Source organism: Oceanobacillus sp. NCCP-135, from assembly GCF_059698015.1.
Genome location: NZ_BAAKSZ010000001.1, coordinates 12,199 through 35,359, shown reverse-complemented (window position 1 = coordinate 35,359; position 23,161 = coordinate 12,199). Strand labels below are relative to the sequence as shown.

The window sequence follows — 23,161 nt, the reverse complement described above, 5'->3', positions numbered from 1 at the left end:
TCCATTAACCTCCACATCCAATCTCCTCACCACACCCAATTCCCCACCTCCCTCCATCAAAAAAACTTCGTAACCCGAAACAAATACTGGATAAAACTCCATGTTACAATTATAATAATAGAAAATTATATTTATATATTACTTACGGAGGGTCAACGTGAGAAACGTTTTTTCGTTTTTGAAACCATATAAACTACCTATTATAATCGCATATTGCTTAACATTTGTTGAACTGGCGGTGGAGCTGCTGCTTCCTTTCTTTCTTGGACTAATGATCAATGATGGCGTAATCAATCAGGATTTAAATAATATCATCATGTGGGGTAGCATCATGATTGGTCTTGCCTTTATCGGATTTATAGCCGGGATTATTAATTCCTTTTATTCATCACATGTGAGTTTTGCGTTTGGCTATGATATTCGTCAGCGGTTATTTGGAAAGATTCAAGCGTTTTCCTTTAAAAACTTGAATCAATACCCTACTTCTGGGCTTGTTACAAGATTTACCAATGATATCAGACAAATCCAGAATACCATTTTCATGGCACTTCGGATTATGGCTAAAGCTCCGCTAATCGTTGTTGGTGGGGTACTCATGGCGTTTGTGGTGAATGCTAGGCTTGCACTTATCTTTCTCATTACTGTGCCGCTGCTCATCTTATTCCTATTGTGGGTACTAAAAGTTGCGAGTAAAATGTTTGATAAGGTGCAGCGTAATGTCGATAATGTGAACCGCGTGATGCAGGAAAACCTTGCAGGAATGAGACTTATTAAAGCTTTTCTGCGTCGTAATCATGAAGAAAGTCGTTTCACAAAGGCAAATGGAGACTTGGCAAACATTACACGCACAACATTTCGCTTTGTAGAAGCGTCCATGCCGATTCTTTTATTTATCATGAATTTAAGCTTGATTTTCATTATTTGGTTTGGAAATGTGCAGTCCATTGCCGGCGAAACTTCTGTTGGTGAAGTTGTTACCATCGTCAATTATGCACTTCGAGTATCAATGGCTATTTCCATGTTCACCTTTATTATTCTGGCATTTTCTCGTACAAAGGCTTCTGCTAGCAGGGTTAGTGAGGTACTTACATTGGATATTGATTTAATAGATCATCAGGATGCAGATAAGCAAGCCAAAGTGACATACGGTAAGATTGCATATAAAGATGTGTCGTTTGCTTATCCAGGTACAAATGAAACAGTTTTAAAGGGAATTTCCTTCAACGTGAATGCTGGTGAAAAGCTCGCAATTATTGGTACGACAGGAACTGGAAAAACATCTTTATTTCAGCTAATTCCACGTCTATATGATGTAACTCAGGGCGAAATTTTAATTGATTCTAAACCTATTTCTTCTTATACACTGGATCAGCTTAGGGGAAGTATTGGCTATGTACCGCAAAGTCCTCTTCTGTTTACAGGATCAATCACCAATAATATTGCCTGGGGTAAAAATGGTGCGACAACAGACGAAATTATTCAGGCAGCAAAGGATGCACAGATTCATGACACAATCATGGAATTATCACATCAATATGACACAAAGGTCGGCCAAAAAGGGGTTAACCTGTCTGGGGGACAAAAGCAGCGTATTTCGATTGCCCGTGCATTGATTCGCAAACCGAAGATTTTAATGCTCGACGATAGTACGAGTGCACTTGATCTAGCAACAGAATCACTCCTTTTAAAGGCAATCCAGGATTATGATTGCACAACATTAATTATTACACAGAAAATATCCACAGCCAGTAGTGCTGATCGAATTTTACTGATGGATGATGGAAAAGTACTCGCTATTGGAACACATGAAGAACTGTTGAAGAATTCCGGGCTATACCAGAAAATTGTGAAATCACAATTTGGAAAGGAGTATGCATATGCCAAATAACCAGCTGAAGAAGCCTTTTCAATATGAAAGGATAGCCATTGATAATATTGAAGCAAATAAGAAAAAGAAAGCGAAAAATACTGTCGGAACTATTAAACGAATCTGGTCCTATTTAGCTCGTGAAAAAGCTAAGCTGACACTCGTTATTTTAATGGTACTGATTAGTTCAGGATTAAGCCTGCTTGGGCCATTTATGATCGGGATGGCAATTGATGATTTTATTGTTACGAAGGAAAGTGCTGGTCTTGGCATTCTCCTTGTATGGTTGGTCATCATTTACTTATTCCATTCTGTATCGATTTTCATGCAAAACTTTTGGATGGTAGGAATTGCACAAAACACAGTATATGCACTGCGTTCTGATTTATTTCATCAGTTCCATCGCCTGCCTATTTCCTATTTTGATGAACGACAGCATGGGGAATTGATGAGCCGTGTAACAAATGATATTGATAATGTGAATAATACATTGAACCAATCTGTTATTCAGATATTTGCCAGCGTGCTAACACTTGTTGGTACGGTTACTGTCATGCTTTACCTTAGTCCGATTTTAACTGCTGTAACAATGTCGATTATTCCATTAATGTTTTTAGGAATGAAGTGGATCACAAAACGGACGGGTCCATTATATAAACTGCAGCAAAATGATCTTGGTGAAGTAAATGGCTATGTGGAAGAAATTGTGTCAGGTCAGCATATTGTGAAAACCTTCTCCCAAGAAGACAGGGTTATTCGTGAATTTAAAGAACGAAATAATAAGTTGAAAAATACAGGCTTCTGGGCATTGACGATTTCCGGTTTCATCCCAAAAGTAATGAATATGCTGAACTTCCTGGGCTTTGGTCTGATTGCCCTCGTTGGTGGTATTCTTGCCATTAATGGTACAGGACTAGTTACAGTTGGTGTCATTGTTATTTTCACCGAATATGCGCGGCAGTTTACCAGACCATTAAATGAACTTTCCAACCAGTTTAATATTCTGCTTTCTGCTGTAGCTGGAGCTGAACGTGTATTTAACGTCATTGATGAAAAACAGGAAGAAACAGATGAGAATCACGCAAAAGAACTTACCTCAACAAACGGACATATAACTTTTGAGGATGTATCCTTCGCTTATGAAGAGACACCTATTTTAAAAAACATCAGTTTTGAAGCAAGGTCTGGTGAGACTGTAGCCTTTGTTGGTCATACAGGTGCAGGGAAAACCACAATCATCAATCTTATTTCACGTTTTTATAATTATGACAGTGGAAAAATTTCATTAGATGGAATCGATTTAAAGGATATGAAACGGTCAAACCTTCGCAAGCATATGGCATTTGTTCTTCAGGATTCCTTTTTATTCCATGATTCAATTAGGGAAAATATCCGCTATGGTCGTTTGGATGCAACAGATGAAGAAGTTATTCTTGCAGCAAAAGATGCCAATGCACATGATTTCATAAAAAAGCTTCCAGGCGGCTATGATACGATTTTAGATCAGGATGGCAGTGGAATCAGTCAGGGACAGAAGCAGCTGTTAACCATAGCTCGAGCCCTTCTTGCTAAACCAGCCATACTTGTACTTGATGAAGCGACAAGTAATATTGATACGATTACAGAATTGAAAATTCAAGATGCATTAAAACGTCTGATGAAAGATCGCACAAGCTTTGTGATTGCCCATCGACTAAATACGATTCAGGAGGCAGATAAAATTATCATGCTGGAGCATGGCGAAATCGTTGAACAAGGAAGCCATGAGGAACTTCTAGACCTTCAGGGTAGTTACTACAAATTATTCAAAGAGCAATTGTTAGAAAAAGTGAACTGATCTAGCTATAATAAACATAGCTTGTTTATCGTACTATTATTCGTGTATATATAGTTAATTGAGGTGTTTATATGGGTAGAAAAGGTTCTTTTACAGAAAAAGTATTTGAAAGCAGCTATTTAAATGAAGAAATGCACTTGAAAATATACCAGCCTGAAAGCTTCTCTCCATTATATAAATATAATATTTGTATCATGCAGGATGGGAATGATTATTTTCAAATGGGGAGAATTGCGACATTAAGTGATAGGCTGCATGCGGCACAGGAAATTACGAATACCGTATTTGCCGGCATTCACTACAGGGATAAATTTGATCGCCGGAAAAAATATCATCCATCAGGGGAACAAAATGCAGCCTACATAAAATTTTTGGTCCATGAGGTTGTTCCACTGCTTGATCATGAGCTTCCCACCTATCATATGGGACAGTCCCGGGCACTGATGGGTGATTCACTTGCAGGCACATTAGCTTTGATGACTGCGCTTAAATATCCACATACATTTGGCAAGGTTATTATGCAATCACCATATGTTGATCAAACGGTGCTCGACACAGTGACAAACGCAAAAGACATTCATTCAGTCGATATATATCATACAATCGGAACAGCTGAAACCGAAGTGGACACTACAGACGGTAATACATCTGACTTTATTACACCAAATCGTGAATTAAATGATCTTTTAAAAACAAAAGGTGTCAGCTATCATTATAATGAATTAGAGGATGGAAAGCATACATGGAAGTATTGGCAGAAGGATATGAAGCGTGTTCTTACTACAATGTTTAATTAGTATTTACAATTATATGAAAATAACCCTCTTATTTCTGATGAATCTTTGTTATAATAATAGATAATGGATAGAAACCTTGGCATTCGTTAAAAGAATTCTTGAAGGGATATTTCGCTTCTGGAGCGCATGCATCCTGTGCTAATCTTTAGTTCAGGCGAAAAACACTTTTCGTCTGCGGTCGATTGCTCCGAAGTATTAATCATGGCAATGATGCAGAAATAAATATGGAAATACTTTCTGGTGCCAATAAAAAAGATATACTGATCCATCATATGTAGTACTTTAAAAATGATAAAATATAATAGGAGGTTTTTAATGATGAAATATGGTATCGCTATTTTTCCATCAAAAGCAATTCAGGATGAGGCAAACTCATACAGAAAGCGTTATGATCCACATTATGCTTTGATTCCACCACATATTACATTGAAGGAATCCTTTGAAGTAGACGAAGTAACAATTGATGAGATAGTAACAAAACTGAAACACATTGCAAATGATACAGATCCTTTTACGATTAATATAAATAAAGTCAGCACATTTGCACCTGTTACAAATACGATTTATTTAAAAGTCGAGCCAATTCAGGAACTGATTGATTTATATGAAAAAATGCATTCAGGCACGTTTCCTGATAACAGACAGTATTCCTTCGTCCCGCATATAACTGTTGCACAGAAGCTATTGGAAGATGAGTATTCTGATGTGTTTGGAAGTATGAAAATGAAGAACTTCCAGATTGAAGATAAAATCGATCGCTTCCAGCTGCTTTACCAATTGGAAAATGGCGCTTGGACCGTGTTCGAATCATTTGTGTTTGGAAAGGAACATGTGTGAATATTAAGTTAGTCGAAACACATGAAGAGCTAGAACAGGCTTACAACGTTCGAATGGTTGTTTTTGTTGAAGAACAAAAGGTACCAGCTGAAGAGGAACTTGACGAGCATGATCAAACTGCTATTCACTTCATCGGTTATCAGAACGGGGAACCCATTGCGGCTAGTCGTCTCCGTTTCGTGGACAACTATGGTAAGCTTGAACGCATATGTGTATTGAAAAAGTATCGTGGAAAATCACATGGAACACAAATAATCAACGCAATGGAAGAAATCATTTCAGAAAAAGGCTACACAAAAGTCAAACTAAACGCACAAACACATGCTCAAAAGTTTTATCAATATCTTGGGTACGAAACAGTTTCAGGAGAATTTATGGATGCAGGCATCCCACATGTAACAATGATTAAAGAATTATAATTGATGGGGCACTCCGATTTAAAAGGGGCGCCCTTTTTATTATGAATGATGCTTTATCCCCTTACAAGGATTGTTTCCCCCTCCTTCCCTCGTGAATTAATTCAAAAATTCCGGGTAACACTAAACTGTAAATGCTTTAGAGAGGGGAATGATCACATTGTCGAATTTTTTACCGATGTTATTTGAAACTCTTTTTGGTTTTTTTGCCTTATTTATTTTAACTAAAATACTAGGAAAAACACAAATTAGCCAATTAACTGCTTTCGATTTTATTTCCGCTTTAATTTTAGGTGAGCTTGTTGGAAATGCATTATTTGACGCTAAGGCTGGGGTGCCTGAAATAGCATTCGTGATTACATTATGGGGTGGATTATTATACGTCACCGAAATTATCTCACAAAAATTCAAAAGAACCCGAGCACTCTTGGAGGGAAGCCCTTCCATCGTCATTTATAAGGGGAAGTTAGTCCGTGATACAATGAAAAAAAACAAGCTTGATATCGATCAGCTGCAAAACCTGCTAAGGGGAAAGGATGTTTTCTCAATTCAAGAGGTTGAATATGCTATTTTAGAGACAAATGGTACTGTTTCTGTCCTAAAAAAGTCCCCTTTTCAAACTCCAACAAAAAGCGATATGAAAGTATCACCACAAGATGTGTCACTGTCTACAACATTAATAAATGATGGTGAAATTATTTATGATAATCTAAAGGAAAAGAATCTAACTGAAGAATGGCTGCAAGAACAATTAAGAGAGCAAGAATACGATAAAGTTGAAGATGTGTTCTACGCTGAATATATGAAAGGGAAAAAGCTATTTATCCTTCCGTTTGTAAATAGAAATCATGAAAGGTATGAAAACTAATCGCCTAGTACGATTAGTACTCATACCTTTTTATTTTGAAATATAATCTACCTTATTTTTAGGAATAATTTTGTAATAGCTATACATTCGCATTAAATTTCTGTCCTTTTCCTGTTATTTCTCCATAATACTTCTCTGTATTCGGCTTCTCAAATCTAACAGGGTACCGATAGCTGTCAGAAATTCCATTTAATCGATCAAACTCGTTTATTATTTCCTGATGCTGTTTTTCCAATATTACTTTGAATGGCCGTTCAATAAAATGAGGATTGCGTTTCTCTTGTGTGATACGTTTTTGATAATCATTATATTGATAATGCTCAATCGGTAAAATATATCCCATCGCAATATTCCTCCTTATTTTAACTGACTATTTATAATAATATTCGTAACATTACTAATTTTTATGTCCCTTTTCACTTACCTATACCCTTTTTTTATAAAAATATGCTTTCCATTATTCTTCCAATCGTTTTTCAAGTTCGGTTATTGCACTTTCTACTTTTGAAATCAGTTGCAAAAATTCATCATTCCAGTCTGCCATTTCTTTTTCAAATTCCTGTATTTTCTTCACCGGTTGTTGAAAGATCTTTTCATTTTTTTCTAAATGTTTCTCAATGGCTCGTAAATGTTTTAATCCTGGAATCTCCGGTTTTTTCATTCTAACCCTCCAAACGGTAAATGAAAGGCAGCTAACAGATAGCCGCCTTAATGTTTAGTCTATTTAATTTAAAACCAGGAAAACGGCCTTCCTCTATTTTCATCATCACTGCTTTTATCGTGATGATGTCTTGAACTTGATGATTCTGGACTTTCCTCATCATTGTCTCCCCGTGTAAACCAGGAGAATGGGTCACGTGATTGTTGATGCTCTGATGAATCAGATGAACTTTCTTCATCATCCCGACCTCGATCTGAACCAAAGAATGGCTCATGACGTCCAGCTCGTTCTGATGATTCCGGACTTTCCTCGTCATTACGATCCTGATTCGATCCGAAGAATGGATCATGTTTGTCACGACGCAAACGTTCTATTGTAACATTATCAGCTTTAATCACCAGATCTTTCACATGGATAACTTGTTTCTTTCCAGACATCCTTCCTTCACCCCTTTTTAATTTTGGTCTTTATTAGCATATGTAGAAATTGATATCAAGTATAGTCATCAGCCCTTTATTACAGAATATCCTATGAAAATTATCTAAAGGATTCCTGATGAATGCCCACACAATCTGTGTACTAACACATATTCTATTAAAGACAACTGAGTCAATTATATTTTGAAAGGAGTAATATTTCATGGGTTGTGGAAAAGAGTTTGACACAGGTAATTGTGTATGTGATGTTCTAAAGGAAATTGCAGATGCTCAAAATGATGTTGTAGAAAATTGTTGTGATAGCAGCTGTGATCAGTCTATTAATGATTTGCTAGGCGAAAGAGACGACGGAAACGGTTTGGATACAGTTCCTGTACTTCTATATTGTAAAGGTAATTGTAAACCATTTAAAGGTTTCGGTGCACATCCAAGAAGAATCCGCGATGTAGAAGGCAGCTTCTATTTCAGAGTTAAGAAAGTAACGGATGATTGCTGTGCAATTCTTGAGTTACTAAGAGACAGAGAAGACGATAAAGACAATCCGGATAACCCTGTTGAACAGCACACAGGACGTCTTCGTGCTACAGGAATCTGTATAACCGTTGATTTAAACTGCTTCTGCCACGTTACTTGCTTACCGGCAATTGATGCATTTAAGTAATTGAAAATGGGTGAAATTAAAATACACCATTGAGAAGAGGTTCATCCCTCTTTTCCCTGGTGTATTTTTTTTGGTATGGGAAAAGGCTTTTTCTCAAAGCCAATGATACAACCAGCTAAGTTCATCTAGAATTAGAATCAATCCTAGTTTCTTTGCACCTTTAAGGGATTTTCCGCTAATAAAGTAAACCATTTCCTAGTATCAATCATCCTATTTGGGAATAAACTTAATAAAATAGTGATTACAACTTGATCAATACTGTCTGAATTAGTTGTACCTAAAACCCTAGCATTCGAATATTATTTATTTTATCCATTGGAATTTGTGTACTTGAGGATCTTTTTCCTACACGTATAAACACATCATTTTCTTTGTAATCCGTAATGATTCCACGATATGTTTTTTCTTCTGTCTTAATCTCACATCTCATTTTTGGCGTATAGCTTGGTTTATTTACAAAATATGCAACCTTTTCCTCCAGCGTCATTTCTTTGAATTTCATTGACCCCACAGTAGTCGATGGTTTATCTATATCTTTATCTGATGCTGCTTCTAGTTCACCTTGGTCGTCCTTACTGTGTTGGCCGTTTTGCTCATCTGTGTCTTCAGGATTCCCCTGTACATCTGCTTCATTTTTATAATCACTGTATTCAGTTCGATTCAATTCCTTATAATAGGCATTACGCTTTACTGGACGCTTTACTGGACGCTTTTCAGCAGAGCCCGTCGATGAATCCTCCTGCCGCTGCTGTTCGGATTCACTTGATTTTTTTGGAGTAACATAATTATACTGCATTGGTGCTTTCGGTGTCTGATTGGTCGGCTGATGAATATAAAGCAGCGGATCCCTTGCAATTTTCTTCTTTCCCATGTATGAATCTCCCCTTTATTTAATTCGTCAACCCATTATATGAACCCAGTAAATGAAATGTGTTTAGTGCGGTAATTGTTTTGAGAGTGATGTTCCCGCTCTCGAGCTGATGTTCTCGCTCTCGAGCGACCATCCCGGCCCGAGATTCCCAGCATACATTCCAAATAAAAAACAACACCCTATCAGAATGCTGTTTCCCTTAACATAATCTATATCAATAAACCCATAAATGCTGTTGCCATGCCAAAATAGATTAAAATTGAAATAATATCATTGATTGTAGTGATAAATGGACCGGATGCTACGGCGGGATCGATTTTAAAACGATCCATTAATATTGGTATCAGTGATCCGGCCAGGGTTGCTACAATTAATGTGGCCATAATTGAAATTCCTACAAGTAAGCCTAAAAATACATCGCCCTGCCATAAATAAATAACGACTGTAATGACAATTCCACAGACAGTTCCGGTGATTAAACCTGTACCCGCTTCTCGTATAATCAGTTTTGCTTTACCATGTTTGCCATATTCACCTGTAGCCAGTCCACGAACAGCAACTGCCAATGCTTGTGTTCCAGTGTTTCCAGCCATCCCGGCAATTAATGGTATAAAGATAGCTAATACTGTCACCTGGTCAAGAGTTTCTTCAAATCGACCAATCAGACTTGCTGTAAACATTCCTAAAAACAGTAAAATAATTAGCCACGGCAAACGTTTTTTTGCTGAAATAAATGCATTATCATTACTACGTTCCTCTTCAGACACACCTGCCAATCTAGAATAATCCTCACTCGCTTCTTCTTCCATAACATCCATGATATCATCGACTGTAATAATTCCTAATAAATGCTGTTGAAAATCAACAACCGGAAGTGCAAGAAAGTCATAATCCCGCATCATTTGCGCAATTTCTTCCTGGTCTTTCGCAACGGATACTGTAACAACTTTTTCACTCATAATCTCTTGAATATGCAAATTCTCATCAGCTATAATTAAATCCCGTAAAGAAAGCACACCTACTAATCGTTTATCTTCATCAAGAATATATAAATAATAAATAGTCTCTGCATCTGGTGCTTTCGCTTTTAGCTGCTGCATTGCTTCTTTAGCGGTTTGCGTTTGATACAATGCAACAAATTCAGTTGTCATTATACTACCGGCAGTTTTTTCTTCATAATGAAGTAATTGTTTAATTTCATCTGCCGCTTCTTTATCCATAATCGTTAAAAAACTGATTACCTGATCTTTATCCAGTTCATTTAAGATATCTACTGCATTATCTACTGCCATTTCTGCCAGAACCATGGATGCGAAACGAGGATCCATTTCTGCAAAGAAGACCTCGATATCTTCCAGTTCAATATTTTCCATTAATTCCCCAATTTCTTCAGGGGATAAATAAGAATATATCTGCAAGCGAGAATCTTTTGGCTGTTCCAAAAAAAACATCGCTTGATCATATGGATGCAAATCAAGGAAATCTAATCGAAAATGTTCCATTTGTTCATTATTTAAGGCAGCTCTCAGTTTCTTCCAATGTTCTTCGTATTTTTCTTCATAATTACTTTCAACTTTACTATAAGCTTCCATTTAAACACATCCTCTCTTACCCACTATCCATATGTAGGTTGTTCGAAAAGTCCGATAAAACTGACACATCTTAGGGGATATTATACTCAGTACCAACACGTCTGGGACTGCGCCAAGGTTCGCACCACCGAAAAATCATTGTGTTGAACGCAGAAGTCACCACATTACACGAGAAGCTCGTTCACTTGCTTTTTCGCCTCAAACTTCTCGAACTTCTCGGCCCTTTCATCCTTCTTTTTGAACACGCACGTATTGTAAATATTTCCCGGCTTTTCTATATATGAAACAATAACAAATTGTAGCAGTCTACGCTATACTTGTTATAGATTTGTTAAAAATGGATAATCTATTAGTTATCCATTTTTAACAAATCCATGCAAAATATAATAATTGAATTTAACTAATAAAGCAAATAGCAAGGTGGTTTTAGTATGAAAATTGATGTCATTGGTGATGTACATGGCTGTCTGGAAGAATTACGAGAACTATTTTCCGCACTTGGCTATCAAAGGCAACATAACATATATATTCATCCCGATCACAGAATACCTGTATTCTTAGGAGATATTACCGATAGAGGTCCAGCATCTCTTGGTGTAATTCAGCTTGCTTATGAAATGGTTATTGTTCACGGTAAAGCAAAATATGTACCAGGAAATCATTGTAATAAGTTATATCGTTATTTTCTCGGTAATAAAGTTTATGAACGCCATGGATTAGAAACAACTATAGCAGAATATAAAGCTTTACCTGAAGAAAAACAAAAAATATTGTCCAATCAATTTATAACATTGTATGAGGGTGCCCCACTTTATTTACAGCTGCCAGAAGCTAAAGCAATTGTTGCACATGCCGGAATGAAAGAAACCTATATTGGTCGGACTGATAAAAAGGTAAAAACATTCGTCCTTTATGGTGATATCACTGGAGAATTCCTAGAGGATGGCCGACCGATTCGCAGGGACTGGGCACAGCATTATCATGGGGACCATTGGATTATTTACGGACATACTCCTGTTAAACAACCGCGTAAAATAAATAAAACAATTAACATTGATACAGGCTGCGTGTTTGGAAATGCATTAACAGCCTTTCGTCTCCCTGAAGAGACAACAATCAGCGTTCCATCAAAACAGCAATTTATTGCGGAAAAATTCACCAATTTTTAATAGATCCTAGAAATTAGCTGTTGCATATCGTCTGGCAGTTCAGACGTAAACACCAGCTTCTCCTTCGTTAACGGATGTTCAAAGCTTAATTCAAAACAATGTAGTGCCTGCCGATTAATCTGTGCAGTTGAAGCCCCATATAAATCGTCACCAGCTATGGGGTGACCGATGAATGAGAAATGTACCCGGATTTGATGTGTCCTACCAGTTTTAAGATCAATTTCTAATAGGGAATGACTTGTTAATTCATCCATAACCTTATAATCAGTAATCGCTCTTTTTCCCGTATCTATGACTGTACGTTCAATAATGGAGCCAGCCTTTCTACCGATTGGAGCATCGATTGTCCCCTGTTTTTTTATCAAATGACCTTCAATAATTGCTTTATATTTCCGTTTTACCTTACCATTTTTTTGTAATACTGAAAGCAAAGAATGACTGTATTGATGTTTAGCTATCAAAACTATTCCGGAAGTATCCCGATCCAATCTTGTAACGATATGTACAGTGTGTGGAATATTATTTTTTTCATAATAACCTAAAAGCCCATTAGCAATAGTTCCTACTGGATGATTTAAAGAGGGTATCGTTACCATTTGAGGTGGCTTGTCCATCACAATAATAGTATCATCCTCATAAATAATAGACAGTTCCATTTCCTCTGGTCGCATACCACTTGGTATCATTTCGGGAGGAAACTTAATTTCCAGAAGGTCTCCTGTTTTTAAGGAATACCTTACTCCTTCCTGGGTACCATTAACGCGTATGTCTCCACCCTCATACTTCACTCTTTTAATTAATCTTCTCGAAAAACCATGGACTTTTTGCAAATAATCACGAATGATCATACTATCATGTTGGTTAGGTATCGTCCATTTCATTCCCACTCTACTCCACTATATTTTATTTTCGCCCTCACTTATAAAGGCATCACGTACTCTATTCCAAAAAGGAAATGGCTTAAATCTGGCAAAACGAATTTTTTCATCCGCAACTCGGCATTGAATTGATTTTACATTTGTATAATTCGTTGTAAAATGATCAATTGCAATTAAAAAGCTACGATTTACCATAGGCTTTAAAAGACATGTATGATGCTTTGGTAATATTAATGGCGAACCGATTGTACGGAAAACACGATTATTAATAGAAGCCATTTCTGTAAGCTGGATTGCCTCAAGCGAAGGATGAATAATACCCCCACCCAGTGCTTTATTATATGCTGTACTTCCAGAGGGAGTGGAAACACATAATCCATCTCCACGAAATGTTTCAAAATGCTCTCCCTTTATTTCTACATCAAAAACAACAGATCCATCTGCTGTTTTTATCATTGCTTCATTTAACGCAAGGAAGCGATCTTCTTTACCACCAGATTCAGCACGTATGGTTACTTCAAGCAAAGGATATTCTACCACTTGAAATGGTGTTTTTGCAATTTCAATGATTAATTTCTCCACTTCATCCGGTGTCCAATCTGCGTAAAACCCTAAATGCCCAGTATGAACACCGATAAATGCAGTGTCTTTCAATCGATTTACATAGCTATGAAATGCTTCAAGAAATGTTCCATCCCCTCCGACTGAAATCACGAGATCCGGAGTATCTTTATCATATACCAAATCAAATTCAGTTAAATATTGTTTCATAGTAGCTTTCATTCGATTAGAACGTTCATCGCCTCTTGACACAATTTTAAATTTCACTTTAGATTATCTCCCTTATGATAAAATCATTCTTTTTACTTTATAAAGGATGTTCAAAAAGTCTGGTAAAAATAACACTTCAATGTTTCTGGTTGGCTTGCTTTTTTGTTGCTTGAAAGAGAAAAAATACTTTTCCTACGTACAAGAACATTTGTTCACGAATTAATTGCATACGTTCCGCTCTACAAAGCTAAACCGCCTCAAACTTCGATGCACAGAACACGCTATGTGATTCTTACGCATAAAACGATCTGCTAATATGATTACGATACTAATTCTTGGAAAATGATGCAGTAGACACATATCGTAAAATGCGCAAGAGTCCGCTATGTCATCACCTGCTATAAGTAGGCTTGCGTACTTAGCCGATTTTACTTTTTTAATCCTTTTTGAACAAGCTTATAAAACTATAAAAATCTATCATCTATTTAACTTAACTGTAAAAAAAGCTATGTCAAGTCCTTAGCACCTTAGGCCCTTTATGTAATCATTTTCTATGAAAAATCCGCTGTGCCTCCTGGATCTCATGTTTTATTTTAGACATTTCCTCATCCAATTTAAATGCAGCTTCTGCCGCACGTTGCAGTCTCTTTTTAATTTCTGTTGGAATACTTCCTTTATATTTATAATTAAGGGAATGCTCATTGATTGCCCAGAAGTTCATTGCAAATGTCCGTATTTGAATTTCAGCAATGACTTTTTTAAATCCATCGATCGTTTCAACCGGGTATTCAATTATCATATGAAATGACCTGTAGCCACTTTCTTTCTTTCTAGAGATATAATCCTTTTCTTCGATTATTTCAAAGTCTTTACGTGTACGAAGCATTTCAACAACCGTGTATATATCATCAACAAATTGACAAACTACTCGAACTCCTGCTATGTCTGGAATAGCTCTTTCAATATTTTCTAAAGGGATTTGTTTGGTTTCGATCTTTTGTAAAATACTCGGAATTGGTTTCACTCTTCCAGTTATAAATTCGATTGGGGAATGTCTAGAATCATACTTGAATTGTTTTCTGATGCCCTTCAGTTTCACTTTAAGCTCCTCAACGACCTGTGCATAAGGTGCAAGTATTGCTTCCCAATTCATAGTCAACACCACCTATATTCATCTTAGAAAAATCGGCTTTCGTTTGAGGGAATCTTCTACGTTTATTAGCTCTCAAAGAAACCCTATACTCTAGTGTAAAAGCTTTAGTAACTATACTGATTTCCTTATAAACTCATACTTACAATGCGTATCATAAAGTATGTTGAATTCTTCCTTTTGAACTGGCACTTAGAGATGTCAATACTATTTTATCATAATTTCCGTGAATGGCTAATCTTTGCATATTCTATAAGAATTAGCCATAATCAATTGTAACCTATTTTTAGATATGGGGGTTTTTACATGACACAGGAAATAGAAATCGAATATAAAAATTTATTATCAAAGGAAGAGTTTGACCGTTTGTCGGATAATCTTCCTTTTCCTGAATATAGTGAAACACAAACGAACTATTATTTTGAAACAAAAGACTTTTCTCTAAAAAGGAATGGCTGTGCATTAAGAATTAGAGAGAAGAATGGAAAATATACATTAACATTAAAGGAACCACACCCACAAGGATTACTAGAAACTCATGATATGTTAACGAAAGAGGAAGCACATTCCTGGTTGGATGGAAATATAAAAGAAAAATGGAATACAACCAAACAACTGACAGCAAAAGGAATTTCATTAGCAAGCTTAATTTATTTCGGAAGCTTAACGACCAAACGACGTGAAGTAAAATATAACGAGGTATTACTCGTACTTGATTACAGTACGTATAATGGGTACGCAGACTATGAGTTAGAGCTAGAAGCACCAACCAAAAATATTGGCTTGGAAACATTCAACTTCCTACTAATGAAATATCATATCCAAAAAAGGGAAACACCAAATAAAATTAAACGATTTTTTTCAACCTTTGATAAATAGGTAATTTATACTAAATGAAAATCAGATTATTTGCCCGCATTTCGTTCCATTGCTACAATATAATATACGATATTAAATAAATGTTAATGTTGAAGTGTATAAAGTAAGGAGATAGATATATGATGCGCCCGGGAACAATATTTGAGGCAATTGGCGGATTTGATCCGATAGATAGACTTGTTACTGCATTCTACAAGCGAGTAGGTCAACATCCAAAGCTTATCCCTATTTTTCCTAAAGACTTAACTGAAACAGCGAGAAAACAACGCTTATTTTTAACACAGTTCTTTGGTGGGCCTAAATTATATCAAGAAGACCGTGGGCATCCAATGCTTAGAAGGAGACACTTACCATTCCCAATCACTCCAGAACGAAGGGATGCGTGGTTGGAATGCATGGCTGAAGCACTAATGGAAGCAGAAATCGAAGAACCGTATCGCACAGCTATATTTGAAAAATTAACAATGACCGCAAACCACATGATGAACACATCAGAATAATAGAAAGGAGAATCGATGTGAGTTGGAATCAAACTGAGTATAAAAGCTCAACACATACAAACACATCGGATAAATATAGCTTTTTTGATTTTGTGCAAAAACCGATTGAAATTTATGTTTTTGTTGATCCCCTTTGTCCCGAATGTTGGTCACTGGAGCCTTATTTAAAGAAGCTTTCCATTGAGTATGGACGTTTTTTTACGATACGCCCAATTGTAAGTGGTCATTTAAATACATTGAATAATGATCAATTTGATAAACCGAGAAAAATCAAAGATATATGGGAAAAAACCGCAAAAAGAACGGGTATGAGCTGTGATGGTGACTTATGGGTTGAAAATCCTGTTTCCTTGCCATGGCTTGCATCGTTAGCTATAAAAGCTGCAGAGTTACAAGGTAAAAAAGCCGGAAGAGTTTTTTTACGAAAAGTACAGGAAAACGTCTTTTTGAATAAACAAAACATTTCTGATGAACAAGTATTAATTAAATGCGCAACGGAAGCGAATCTTGATATATTCGAATTTAAAAATGACCTTTACTCTGATTCAGCTAAAAAAGCATTTCAATGTGATTTAAAATTAACACATGAAATGGAGGTCGACTACATTCCTACCATCGTGTTTTTCAATCAGATGATAGAAGAACAAGGGATTAAAATTTCCGGATTATATCCGTATGACATTTATGTTCATGTTTTACAAGAAATCCTGCAAAAAAGTCCTATCCCTTCTGAAAAACCGCCACTCGAAGACTTTCTGGCATTTTATAAAGTTGTTGGTGGTAAAGAAGTTTCCGTAGTATATGATTGGACATTCGCTAAAACAGAAAAGGAAATGAAAAAGTTACAATTAAAGCAAAAGGTACAGAGGATACCCGTTAAATATGGGTCTTTTTGGAAATATATCGTATAAAAACCGGGTTTAATATTAAAAAAATTGGTATTCGGTACAGTAATTCCTGAAGCATACTTTGCTTTTTAGAAACCTTTTAATTCTGGATGCATACTTCTTGAGTGATATCAGACGATAAGTACTTTTCGTCTGCAACCTAAATTTGCTCCGACGTATTACTTATCCACTTCTGCAGAAAAAAAGATGGATAGATTCTGTTTTTTAAGAGGTAAGAAAGGATATACGAAATTGGCCCTTTCGCTGATTTCTTCAAATCTGACTTCTAGCCTCTGAATTCTAGAAAGATGCTTTAGCGTTTTTTTACCAAAAATAAAGGATATACGGGGCAGCGTATATCCTTTATCTCTCTTTGTATATAAAAACAAAGGGGGATGGGAGAAAGTTTCATGATCAAACAAAGGGGTTTTGTTTGTTTTATCTTACATACTTACTATACCAAGTAATTATTTTAGAATCAATAAGTATGTGCATATTTTCACAAAAATGTCACTTCTACTTCACAAAAAATTAACATATCATCTAATATACTTGCTATTAGGAAAGGCGTGAATAAATATGAAGGAAGGTCATCTCCCATTTCTTTTTCTCCTACTGACTCTCTTTGCTTTCTTTTTGAATATGTTAGGACTAATGTCGCTAATCCCGCTATATTTTACTCTGCCACTATTATTTATTTCGATTTATTTAACCATCTATTCCTTCTCGCACAGACGTGTATATCGGGGAAGAATGAGATAAAAGAGGATGATCGCTATAATCATCCTCTTTTTATTTTTTGTTCTCGCTAAAATATAAATTTTGGTTGTTTATATTTTGATATTACTATAATCAATAATCGATATTCATCTCCTGCAACTAGCGTGACTTTCATCAACCACCGTATGATAAAAAAGAGAGCTAGTCGCACTTATACCCTTGTTGGGATAGTTAACATCGAAACGACCATCATTCTATTGATCCCCAGTCCGTACGTTGTTGCTATACGGGCGCCCTTCGTCTTTGCGCTTCATTCTAAAGTAACTTTTCCATTTCATTCAATTTAGTTTCAAATACATCTAACGCATCTAAAATCGGCTGTTTTGTGGTCATATCCACTCCTGCCTTTTTTAGAACCTCCATCGGATAATCACTGCTTCCTGCCTTTAGGAAGTTTATATAACGCATTACTGCTCCATCAGTTCCATCAAGAATCTCTTTGGCAAGTGCAGTAGCTGCGGAATATCCTGTCGCATATTGATACACATAGTAATTGTAGTAGAAATGAGGAATCCTCGCCCATTCCAAACCGATTTCTTCATCGGAGACAACCGCTTCACCAAAGTATTTCTTATTTAAATTATAGTAAAGCTCCGTTAGTTTGTCCGCTGTCAAAGCCTCCCCATTTTGCAATCTAACATGGATATCATGTTCAAATTCAGCAAACATTGTCTGACGGAATACTGTTCCACGGAAACCTTCCAGAAAATGATTTAACAGGTATAGCTTTTGTTTTTCATCATCCAGGTTTCTTAACAGATAATCATTTAATAATGCTTCATTCGTTGTTGATGCAACCTCTGCAACAAAGATAGAATAATTACCATAACGAAATGGCTGTGATTTTCTTGTATAATAACTATGCACGGAATGGCCCAGCTCATGTGCCAGTGTAAATGTATCATTTACATTACTCTGCCAGTTTAATAAAATATATGGATTTGTACCATAGGCACCCGAAGAATATGCCCCACTGCGCTTTCCTTTATTTTCTTCCACATCTATCCAGCGATTCTGAAATCCCTCTTTTAGAATATCGATATATTCACTTCCAAGTGGTTCTAAACCAGCGAGCACATACTCTTTAGCTTTATCATATGGGATCTCCATGTCCACGTCTTTCACAAGTGGCGTGAACAAATCATACATATGCAATTCTTCAAGTCCTAATATTTTTTTCCGTAATTTTGTATAGCGATGGAGCACTGGTAATTTTTCGTTTACTGCTGCAACTAAATTATCATACACTTGCTCGGGAATATTGTTATTATCCAACGCCGCCTGTCTTGCAGTTTCATAATTGCGGATCTTTGCATTGAAGTTATCTGACTTAACGTTTCCACTTAATGTTGATGCGAATGTATTTTTGAATTTTCCATACGTATCATACATTCCTTTGAATGCTTCTTCACGAACACGGCGATCTTTAGACTCTAGGAATTTGATATATCTTCCATGTGTTAGATCTACTTCTTCCCCAGCTTCATTTATAATTTCAGGAAATGTTAAATCAGCATTATTAAGCATTCCAAATGTTTGTGCTGAACTGGATAAAGCTTCAGATGCTTCAGCCAATAACACTTCTTCTTTTTGGCTCAATACATGTGGACGCTGACGTGTAATTTCATCCAATGTTTTTTTATACAATTGTAATTCTTCTTTTTCTTCCAGAAATCCATTTAGTTTAGCCTCATCCATTGCAAGAATCTCCGGAACAATAAAGCTCATTGAACTTGATGCCTGTGTCAGCACATTTTCAGCTTGTGCATTTAAGCCTTGGTAAAAAGAATTTGTTGTATCCTGATCATAACGCATATGCGAATATGTATACAGCCTGCCTAAACGTTCGGAAATTTCATCCTGGAGCTTCAATAGTTCATATAAGTTTTGTGCTGAATCGGCCAGTTTTCCCTGATATTTCTCCACCTGGGGAATATCTGCTTGTAATTTTTTAAATTCTTCCTGCCATGCTTCATCTGTTTCAAAAATATCCTCTAATCTCCATGTCAACTCTTCTGGTATTTCATTGCGCTTTTGTAATTCTTTTGTCGCTTTCGCCACTATAATTCCTCCTCGTTATATCCATACTTTATAGTAATTCTAGATTTTTTTAAAAATACCTTTAAAAATCTCTATTTATTTAGTATAACGAATCATTACAAATTCATGCTTGTATTTTGTTTTGAAGGACGTTCATTAATTTCTCGTCTCCTGCTAGTGCCGCTTCGATGTTTTTGTAAAACGAGAGGGTACTTATTTTTTGATAATAATTTAGAGAAAGCTTTTGGATGATGTTTAAATGAATCAATACTTGAAGATAGTTTTCAATGGGATCATCTTCTGAAGAAATCAGCGGGAAATCCTGTGGCTGTTGTATATGTTTTCTTAAAAGATACTTACACGAACTTAAGGAAAACTCCTGTCCAACTGGGAGCTGCTCCAGTACATCCAAACATAGTCGGCTTTGCCAGTTCCATGCCGGAGTTTTCATCAGATAGCCCGAAACTACAGGTAGGTAAATAATCGAAGGTAAATAATCCAAATGAGTTCCTTTTAAATATAGCCACTGATGCCAGGCCAGTTCACTCCCGTAAAGGTTCCTTCTTACTCGTAAACGAAACTGCTGTTTTTCATTTTTCCACAATTGATAGAGTTCATTTGGAAGGAGTGAGTTCTGGATAAAAATATCTGTAAAGCTAAGATGGTTTAATTTAATAGATATTATTTTACCAATCGCCTGTCCTGCACTCGTTAAATAAATATTTTGTATGACAATAAATTCTAATGTTAGTGGGCAGAAGTAAAATAATGTAAGCGGATGTTCAGATGTAAATTGGTGGATAAACTGAAGTGTGAACTGATCGATCTTGAAGTGATTTCCCGTCTGACGTTTGAAGCGTTTAGCTCCCAAGATCCATATGGGCGTTATCCCAGCATTCTTATAGCCATCATTTCGCTGTTTTATCTGTTCCGTTGGTATGCGTGCACATTGGTATTCTATCGCTATCCTTTTATTGTTGATCGTTAACAATAAATCCGGGCGTTGATGAATCTCTTTAAGATGGGTTTCCAAGTTTACACTTATGTTCTGGCTTTTTAGCCATTGGTATAACAGAAGCTTTCCTTGCTCATGATAGGATCCTTCCCCTCCTTCATATGATGGGCAATTAATAGTGGACGTATGGGCAAAGTGGGGAATCATTTTTGACCCAGCTTTTATGATTACTTCATGATTGCAGGTAGGACAGAAAAATTTCCATTTCTTTTGTTTCATTTGTTCAATTTCTTTTCTTCTTAATGTAGCAAGCGTTACAAGCTTTCCGTCATTTGATTTTGCTTGCAGCACTAAATCACCTCCTAATACAATATTCGACAAAGCTAATCATAATCCTGCTACAAAATTAGAAAACTTGTTTTACTAGCTTTTAAGAGGATAAAAGATTTTTTAATAAAAAACCGCATACACTACTGTAAGTTATACTTAAGTCTTAAAACCTTTCTATGTGAGATCCTTCCCAGCTAAGAATCTATACTTTCTAACGAGGAACGAAAAAATAGACACTCTTTAATAGGAGTGCCTATACCTGTACTGGAAAATAAGATCTGACCTGAGCAAATGTGTCTGTATCAAAGACCTTTTTCCCATACTCTTCCAGATAATGAACGGTTACATCAGTATCATCTGCAAATTCAAAAACCTGACTGATAATGTTCTCCTGAAGATGATCATCCAGTGAGTCCTGTGAGAACTCCAGATATAAATAATACTTATCCTTATAATGGTAAAGTGTTTCTTCTGCGTTCTCCATATTGTCATCAAAATAATGACTTAACTGAATTACATCTTCAAATTCATTGAAGCTTACAATGATCCACAGATTATCTTCATCAAGGGTAGATTCTTCATCATCTAATTCTTCTTCCGCTTTTCCAAATTTATCATCTAAAATATTTTCTATTTTTTTATCGACAGGAAAATCGACTGTATTGCCATCTTCTGTCTGAAGCTCAAGACTTTCTCCATTTTTAGATACATGTGCTTTCGTAACAATAATCTCTAAACCTTTTTCCATTGCTTGAACTTGGATCCATAAAGGACCTTCAACATTGAAATCTTCTTTATAATTTACTTCATCCATCATCTGCCAAAATAATTGCTCGCTTCGTTCGCGATTATACCAGATTTCTTCACGTTCAAAGCCCCGATCCTCAATATCGATATAGGAAATATAAAATTTGACTGTATTCTCATTTATTCTTTCGATTTCCATTATTAAATTCTCTCCTTTCCGTAAAATAGTCAGGTAGAAGAGACCGCTTCACCTTAATCTATATTGTAATATTATTTATTATTCATTACCCTGTAATACATATCTCTAACCATACATTTATCAGTGCTCGTATTGTGTACTGTTTTTCAGAAAATATTTTTGGAACAGAGGATAAGAATATCTATTACCATTGTATGATATTGTGCTATGTTTTGGAAATTTATCTGCCTATATTTTGAAACTTATTTTACACAGGATTTTCTTGAATTGTTAATATCATATTTTAAACTATTTTAGTTTATTTGTCACTAAAAAATTAAAACGCAGATCCTATTAAAGTAATCTGCGTTTCACTCTATTCTTCTTCAATTCTTTATCTAACTTAATTAACCATCCGTTGAGCTTCACGTAATTGAAAGGTACGTACCGTTCTCGGTAAAAATCGGCGAATCTCATCTTCGTTATAGCCCACTTGCAGACGTTTCTCATCTAAAATAATTGGTCTTCTCAACAGACCAGGGTTCTTTTGGATCAAATTGAATAAATTTTTCATTGGTAATTGTTCAATATTGACATCCAATTTTTGAAAGACCTTTGAGCGTGTTGAGATGATCTCATCAGTTCCATCTTCCGTCATTCGCAATATTTCCTTGATCTCATCCAATGATAATGGTTCTGAGAATATATTACGCTCTTTAAACGAAATATCATGTTCTTCCAACCATGCTTTTGCTTTTCTGCAAGATGTACAACTTGGTGAGGTATAAAGTGTTACCATAAAACTTCACTCCTCGTTCTAAAATGGGGATTTTCATAAACATTGAATAACTTATTAGATTAAAATAAGTTTAATTAACCCTATATGTAAATTATACTACAAATGTCAAGCAAAAGGTAGAGGGTAAACAGGAAAAAATAGGTTAAATTCAAATGTTCACGAATTGTATTCATTTATTTGTAACATACCCCATTTCATTTTCAATTAAACATGTTATATGAAAATATTATTATAAAAATAAAAAACACTTACTT

At 35.9% G+C, this 23,161-nt stretch carries 24 protein-coding genes; 12 read left to right on the top strand and 12 right to left on the bottom strand.

Annotation, left to right across the window (positions count from 1 at the left end):
* Positions 1-157: 157 nt before the first annotated feature.
* From AC6HVZ_RS00180 to AC6HVZ_RS00155, 6 genes are all read left to right on the top strand, one after another.
* Positions 158-1,888, top strand: a complete 1,731-nt coding sequence (locus AC6HVZ_RS00180) for an ABC transporter ATP-binding protein (protein WP_497556105.1) — start codon at positions 158-160, stop codon at positions 1,886-1,888.
* Positions 1,878-3,704 (top strand): ABC transporter ATP-binding protein, encoded by a 1,827-nt coding sequence (locus tag AC6HVZ_RS00175; RefSeq protein WP_497556104.1) that lies wholly within the window; start codon positions 1,878-1,880, stop codon positions 3,702-3,704. The genes AC6HVZ_RS00180 and AC6HVZ_RS00175 overlap by 11 nt, the downstream gene beginning before the upstream one ends.
* A gap of 71 nt (positions 3,705-3,775) precedes the next feature.
* Entirely contained in the window at positions 3,776-4,501 is a 726-nt protein-coding gene (locus AC6HVZ_RS00170; RefSeq protein WP_497556103.1) for an alpha/beta hydrolase, read from the top strand.
* A 318-nt stretch (positions 4,502-4,819) separates the two neighbouring features.
* A complete protein-coding gene (locus tag AC6HVZ_RS00165; RefSeq protein ID WP_497556102.1) occupies positions 4,820-5,338 on the top strand; it encodes a YjcG family protein in 519 nt (172 codons plus the stop codon).
* Entirely contained in the window at positions 5,335-5,757 is a 423-nt protein-coding gene (locus AC6HVZ_RS00160; protein ID WP_497556101.1) for a GNAT family N-acetyltransferase, read from the top strand. The genes AC6HVZ_RS00165 and AC6HVZ_RS00160 overlap by 4 nt, the downstream gene beginning before the upstream one ends.
* 175 nt (positions 5,758-5,932) lie before the next feature.
* Complete coding sequence (locus tag AC6HVZ_RS00155) at positions 5,933-6,622, top strand: DUF421 domain-containing protein (protein WP_497556100.1); 690 nt, start codon at positions 5,933-5,935, stop codon at positions 6,620-6,622.
* A gap of 79 nt (positions 6,623-6,701) precedes the next feature.
* On the opposite strand, the gene AC6HVZ_RS00150 is transcribed toward AC6HVZ_RS00155, so the two are convergent.
* The 3 genes from AC6HVZ_RS00150 to AC6HVZ_RS00140 form a co-directional block, all read right to left on the bottom strand.
* A complete protein-coding gene (locus AC6HVZ_RS00150; RefSeq protein WP_497556099.1) occupies positions 6,702-6,965 on the bottom strand; it encodes a hypothetical protein in 264 nt (87 codons plus the stop codon).
* A 114-nt stretch (positions 6,966-7,079) separates the two neighbouring features.
* The gene (locus tag AC6HVZ_RS00145) at positions 7,080-7,283 is read right to left on the bottom strand and encodes a hypothetical protein (RefSeq protein WP_497556098.1); all 204 of its coding nucleotides are present in this window, start codon (positions 7,281-7,283) and stop codon (positions 7,080-7,082) included.
* Positions 7,284-7,351: 68 nt separating this feature from the next.
* Positions 7,352-7,720, bottom strand: a complete 369-nt coding sequence (locus tag AC6HVZ_RS00140; RefSeq protein WP_497556097.1) for a hypothetical protein — start codon at positions 7,718-7,720, stop codon at positions 7,352-7,354.
* A 202-nt stretch (positions 7,721-7,922) separates the two neighbouring features.
* Between AC6HVZ_RS00140 and AC6HVZ_RS00135 the strand changes: the two genes are divergently transcribed.
* Entirely contained in the window at positions 7,923-8,381 is a 459-nt protein-coding gene (locus AC6HVZ_RS00135) for a CotY/CotZ family spore coat protein (protein WP_497556096.1), read from the top strand.
* Between the two features lie 277 nt (positions 8,382-8,658).
* Here the strand turns inward: AC6HVZ_RS00135 and AC6HVZ_RS00130 are convergent, their stop codons facing one another.
* Complete coding sequence (locus AC6HVZ_RS00130; RefSeq protein ID WP_497556095.1) at positions 8,659-9,252, bottom strand: CotO family spore coat protein; 594 nt, start codon at positions 9,250-9,252, stop codon at positions 8,659-8,661.
* Between the two features lie 209 nt (positions 9,253-9,461).
* Positions 9,462-10,844 (bottom strand): magnesium transporter, encoded by a 1,383-nt coding sequence (gene mgtE / locus AC6HVZ_RS00125; RefSeq protein ID WP_497556094.1) that lies wholly within the window; start codon positions 10,842-10,844, stop codon positions 9,462-9,464.
* Positions 10,845-11,275: 431 nt separating this feature from the next.
* On the opposite strand from mgtE, the gene prpE reads away from it, so the two are divergent.
* On the top strand, positions 11,276-12,013 hold the full coding sequence (prpE, locus tag AC6HVZ_RS00120; protein WP_497556093.1) for a bis(5'-nucleosyl)-tetraphosphatase PrpE: 738 nt from the start codon (positions 11,276-11,278) through the stop codon (positions 12,011-12,013).
* On the opposite strand, the gene AC6HVZ_RS00115 is transcribed toward prpE, so the two are convergent.
* The 3 genes from AC6HVZ_RS00115 to yjbM form a co-directional block, all read right to left on the bottom strand.
* Positions 12,010-12,894 (bottom strand): RluA family pseudouridine synthase, encoded by an 885-nt coding sequence (locus tag AC6HVZ_RS00115; protein ID WP_497556092.1) that lies wholly within the window; start codon positions 12,892-12,894, stop codon positions 12,010-12,012. The genes prpE and AC6HVZ_RS00115 overlap by 4 nt on opposite strands.
* A 15-nt stretch (positions 12,895-12,909) precedes the next feature.
* Positions 12,910-13,719 (bottom strand): NAD kinase, encoded by an 810-nt coding sequence (locus AC6HVZ_RS00110; RefSeq protein WP_497556091.1) that lies wholly within the window; start codon positions 13,717-13,719, stop codon positions 12,910-12,912.
* Between the two features lie 487 nt (positions 13,720-14,206).
* Positions 14,207-14,815, bottom strand: a complete 609-nt coding sequence (yjbM, locus tag AC6HVZ_RS00105; RefSeq protein ID WP_497556090.1) for a GTP diphosphokinase — start codon at positions 14,813-14,815, stop codon at positions 14,207-14,209.
* Between the two features lie 303 nt (positions 14,816-15,118).
* Between yjbM and AC6HVZ_RS00100 the strand changes: the two genes are divergently transcribed.
* From AC6HVZ_RS00100 to AC6HVZ_RS00085, 4 genes are all read left to right on the top strand, one after another.
* A complete protein-coding gene (locus tag AC6HVZ_RS00100; protein WP_497556089.1) occupies positions 15,119-15,691 on the top strand; it encodes a CYTH domain-containing protein in 573 nt (190 codons plus the stop codon).
* A gap of 119 nt (positions 15,692-15,810) precedes the next feature.
* Entirely contained in the window at positions 15,811-16,191 is a 381-nt protein-coding gene (locus tag AC6HVZ_RS00095; RefSeq protein WP_497556088.1) for a globin domain-containing protein, read from the top strand.
* A 17-nt stretch (positions 16,192-16,208) separates the two neighbouring features.
* Positions 16,209-17,102, top strand: coding sequence for a ClpXP adapter SpxH family protein (locus tag AC6HVZ_RS00090; RefSeq protein ID WP_497556087.1), 894 nt, complete (start codon positions 16,209-16,211; stop codon positions 17,100-17,102).
* Between the two features lie 555 nt (positions 17,103-17,657).
* Positions 17,658-17,840: a hypothetical protein gene (locus tag AC6HVZ_RS00085; RefSeq protein ID WP_497556086.1), complete on the top strand. Its 183-nt coding sequence runs from the start codon at positions 17,658-17,660 to the stop codon at positions 17,838-17,840.
* 273 nt (positions 17,841-18,113) lie between these two features.
* On the opposite strand, the gene pepF is transcribed toward AC6HVZ_RS00085, so the two are convergent.
* The 4 genes from pepF to spxA all read right to left on the bottom strand — a co-directional run bounded on the left by pepF (position 18,114) and on the right by spxA (position 22,907).
* Complete coding sequence (gene pepF / locus AC6HVZ_RS00080; protein ID WP_497556085.1) at positions 18,114-19,919, bottom strand: oligoendopeptidase F; 1,806 nt, start codon at positions 19,917-19,919, stop codon at positions 18,114-18,116.
* 103 nt (positions 19,920-20,022) lie between these two features.
* Positions 20,023-21,204: a competence protein CoiA gene (locus tag AC6HVZ_RS00075; protein WP_497556084.1), complete on the bottom strand. Its 1,182-nt coding sequence runs from the start codon at positions 21,202-21,204 to the stop codon at positions 20,023-20,025.
* A gap of 232 nt (positions 21,205-21,436) precedes the next feature.
* Positions 21,437-22,129 carry an adaptor protein MecA gene (mecA, locus tag AC6HVZ_RS00070; RefSeq protein WP_497556083.1) on the bottom strand — a complete coding sequence of 231 codons (693 nt, stop codon included), beginning with the start codon at positions 22,127-22,129 and terminating at the stop codon, positions 21,437-21,439.
* Between the two features lie 382 nt (positions 22,130-22,511).
* Positions 22,512-22,907: a transcriptional regulator SpxA gene (gene spxA / locus AC6HVZ_RS00065; protein WP_497556082.1), complete on the bottom strand. Its 396-nt coding sequence runs from the start codon at positions 22,905-22,907 to the stop codon at positions 22,512-22,514.
* Between the last annotated feature and the right edge of the window lie 254 nt (positions 22,908-23,161).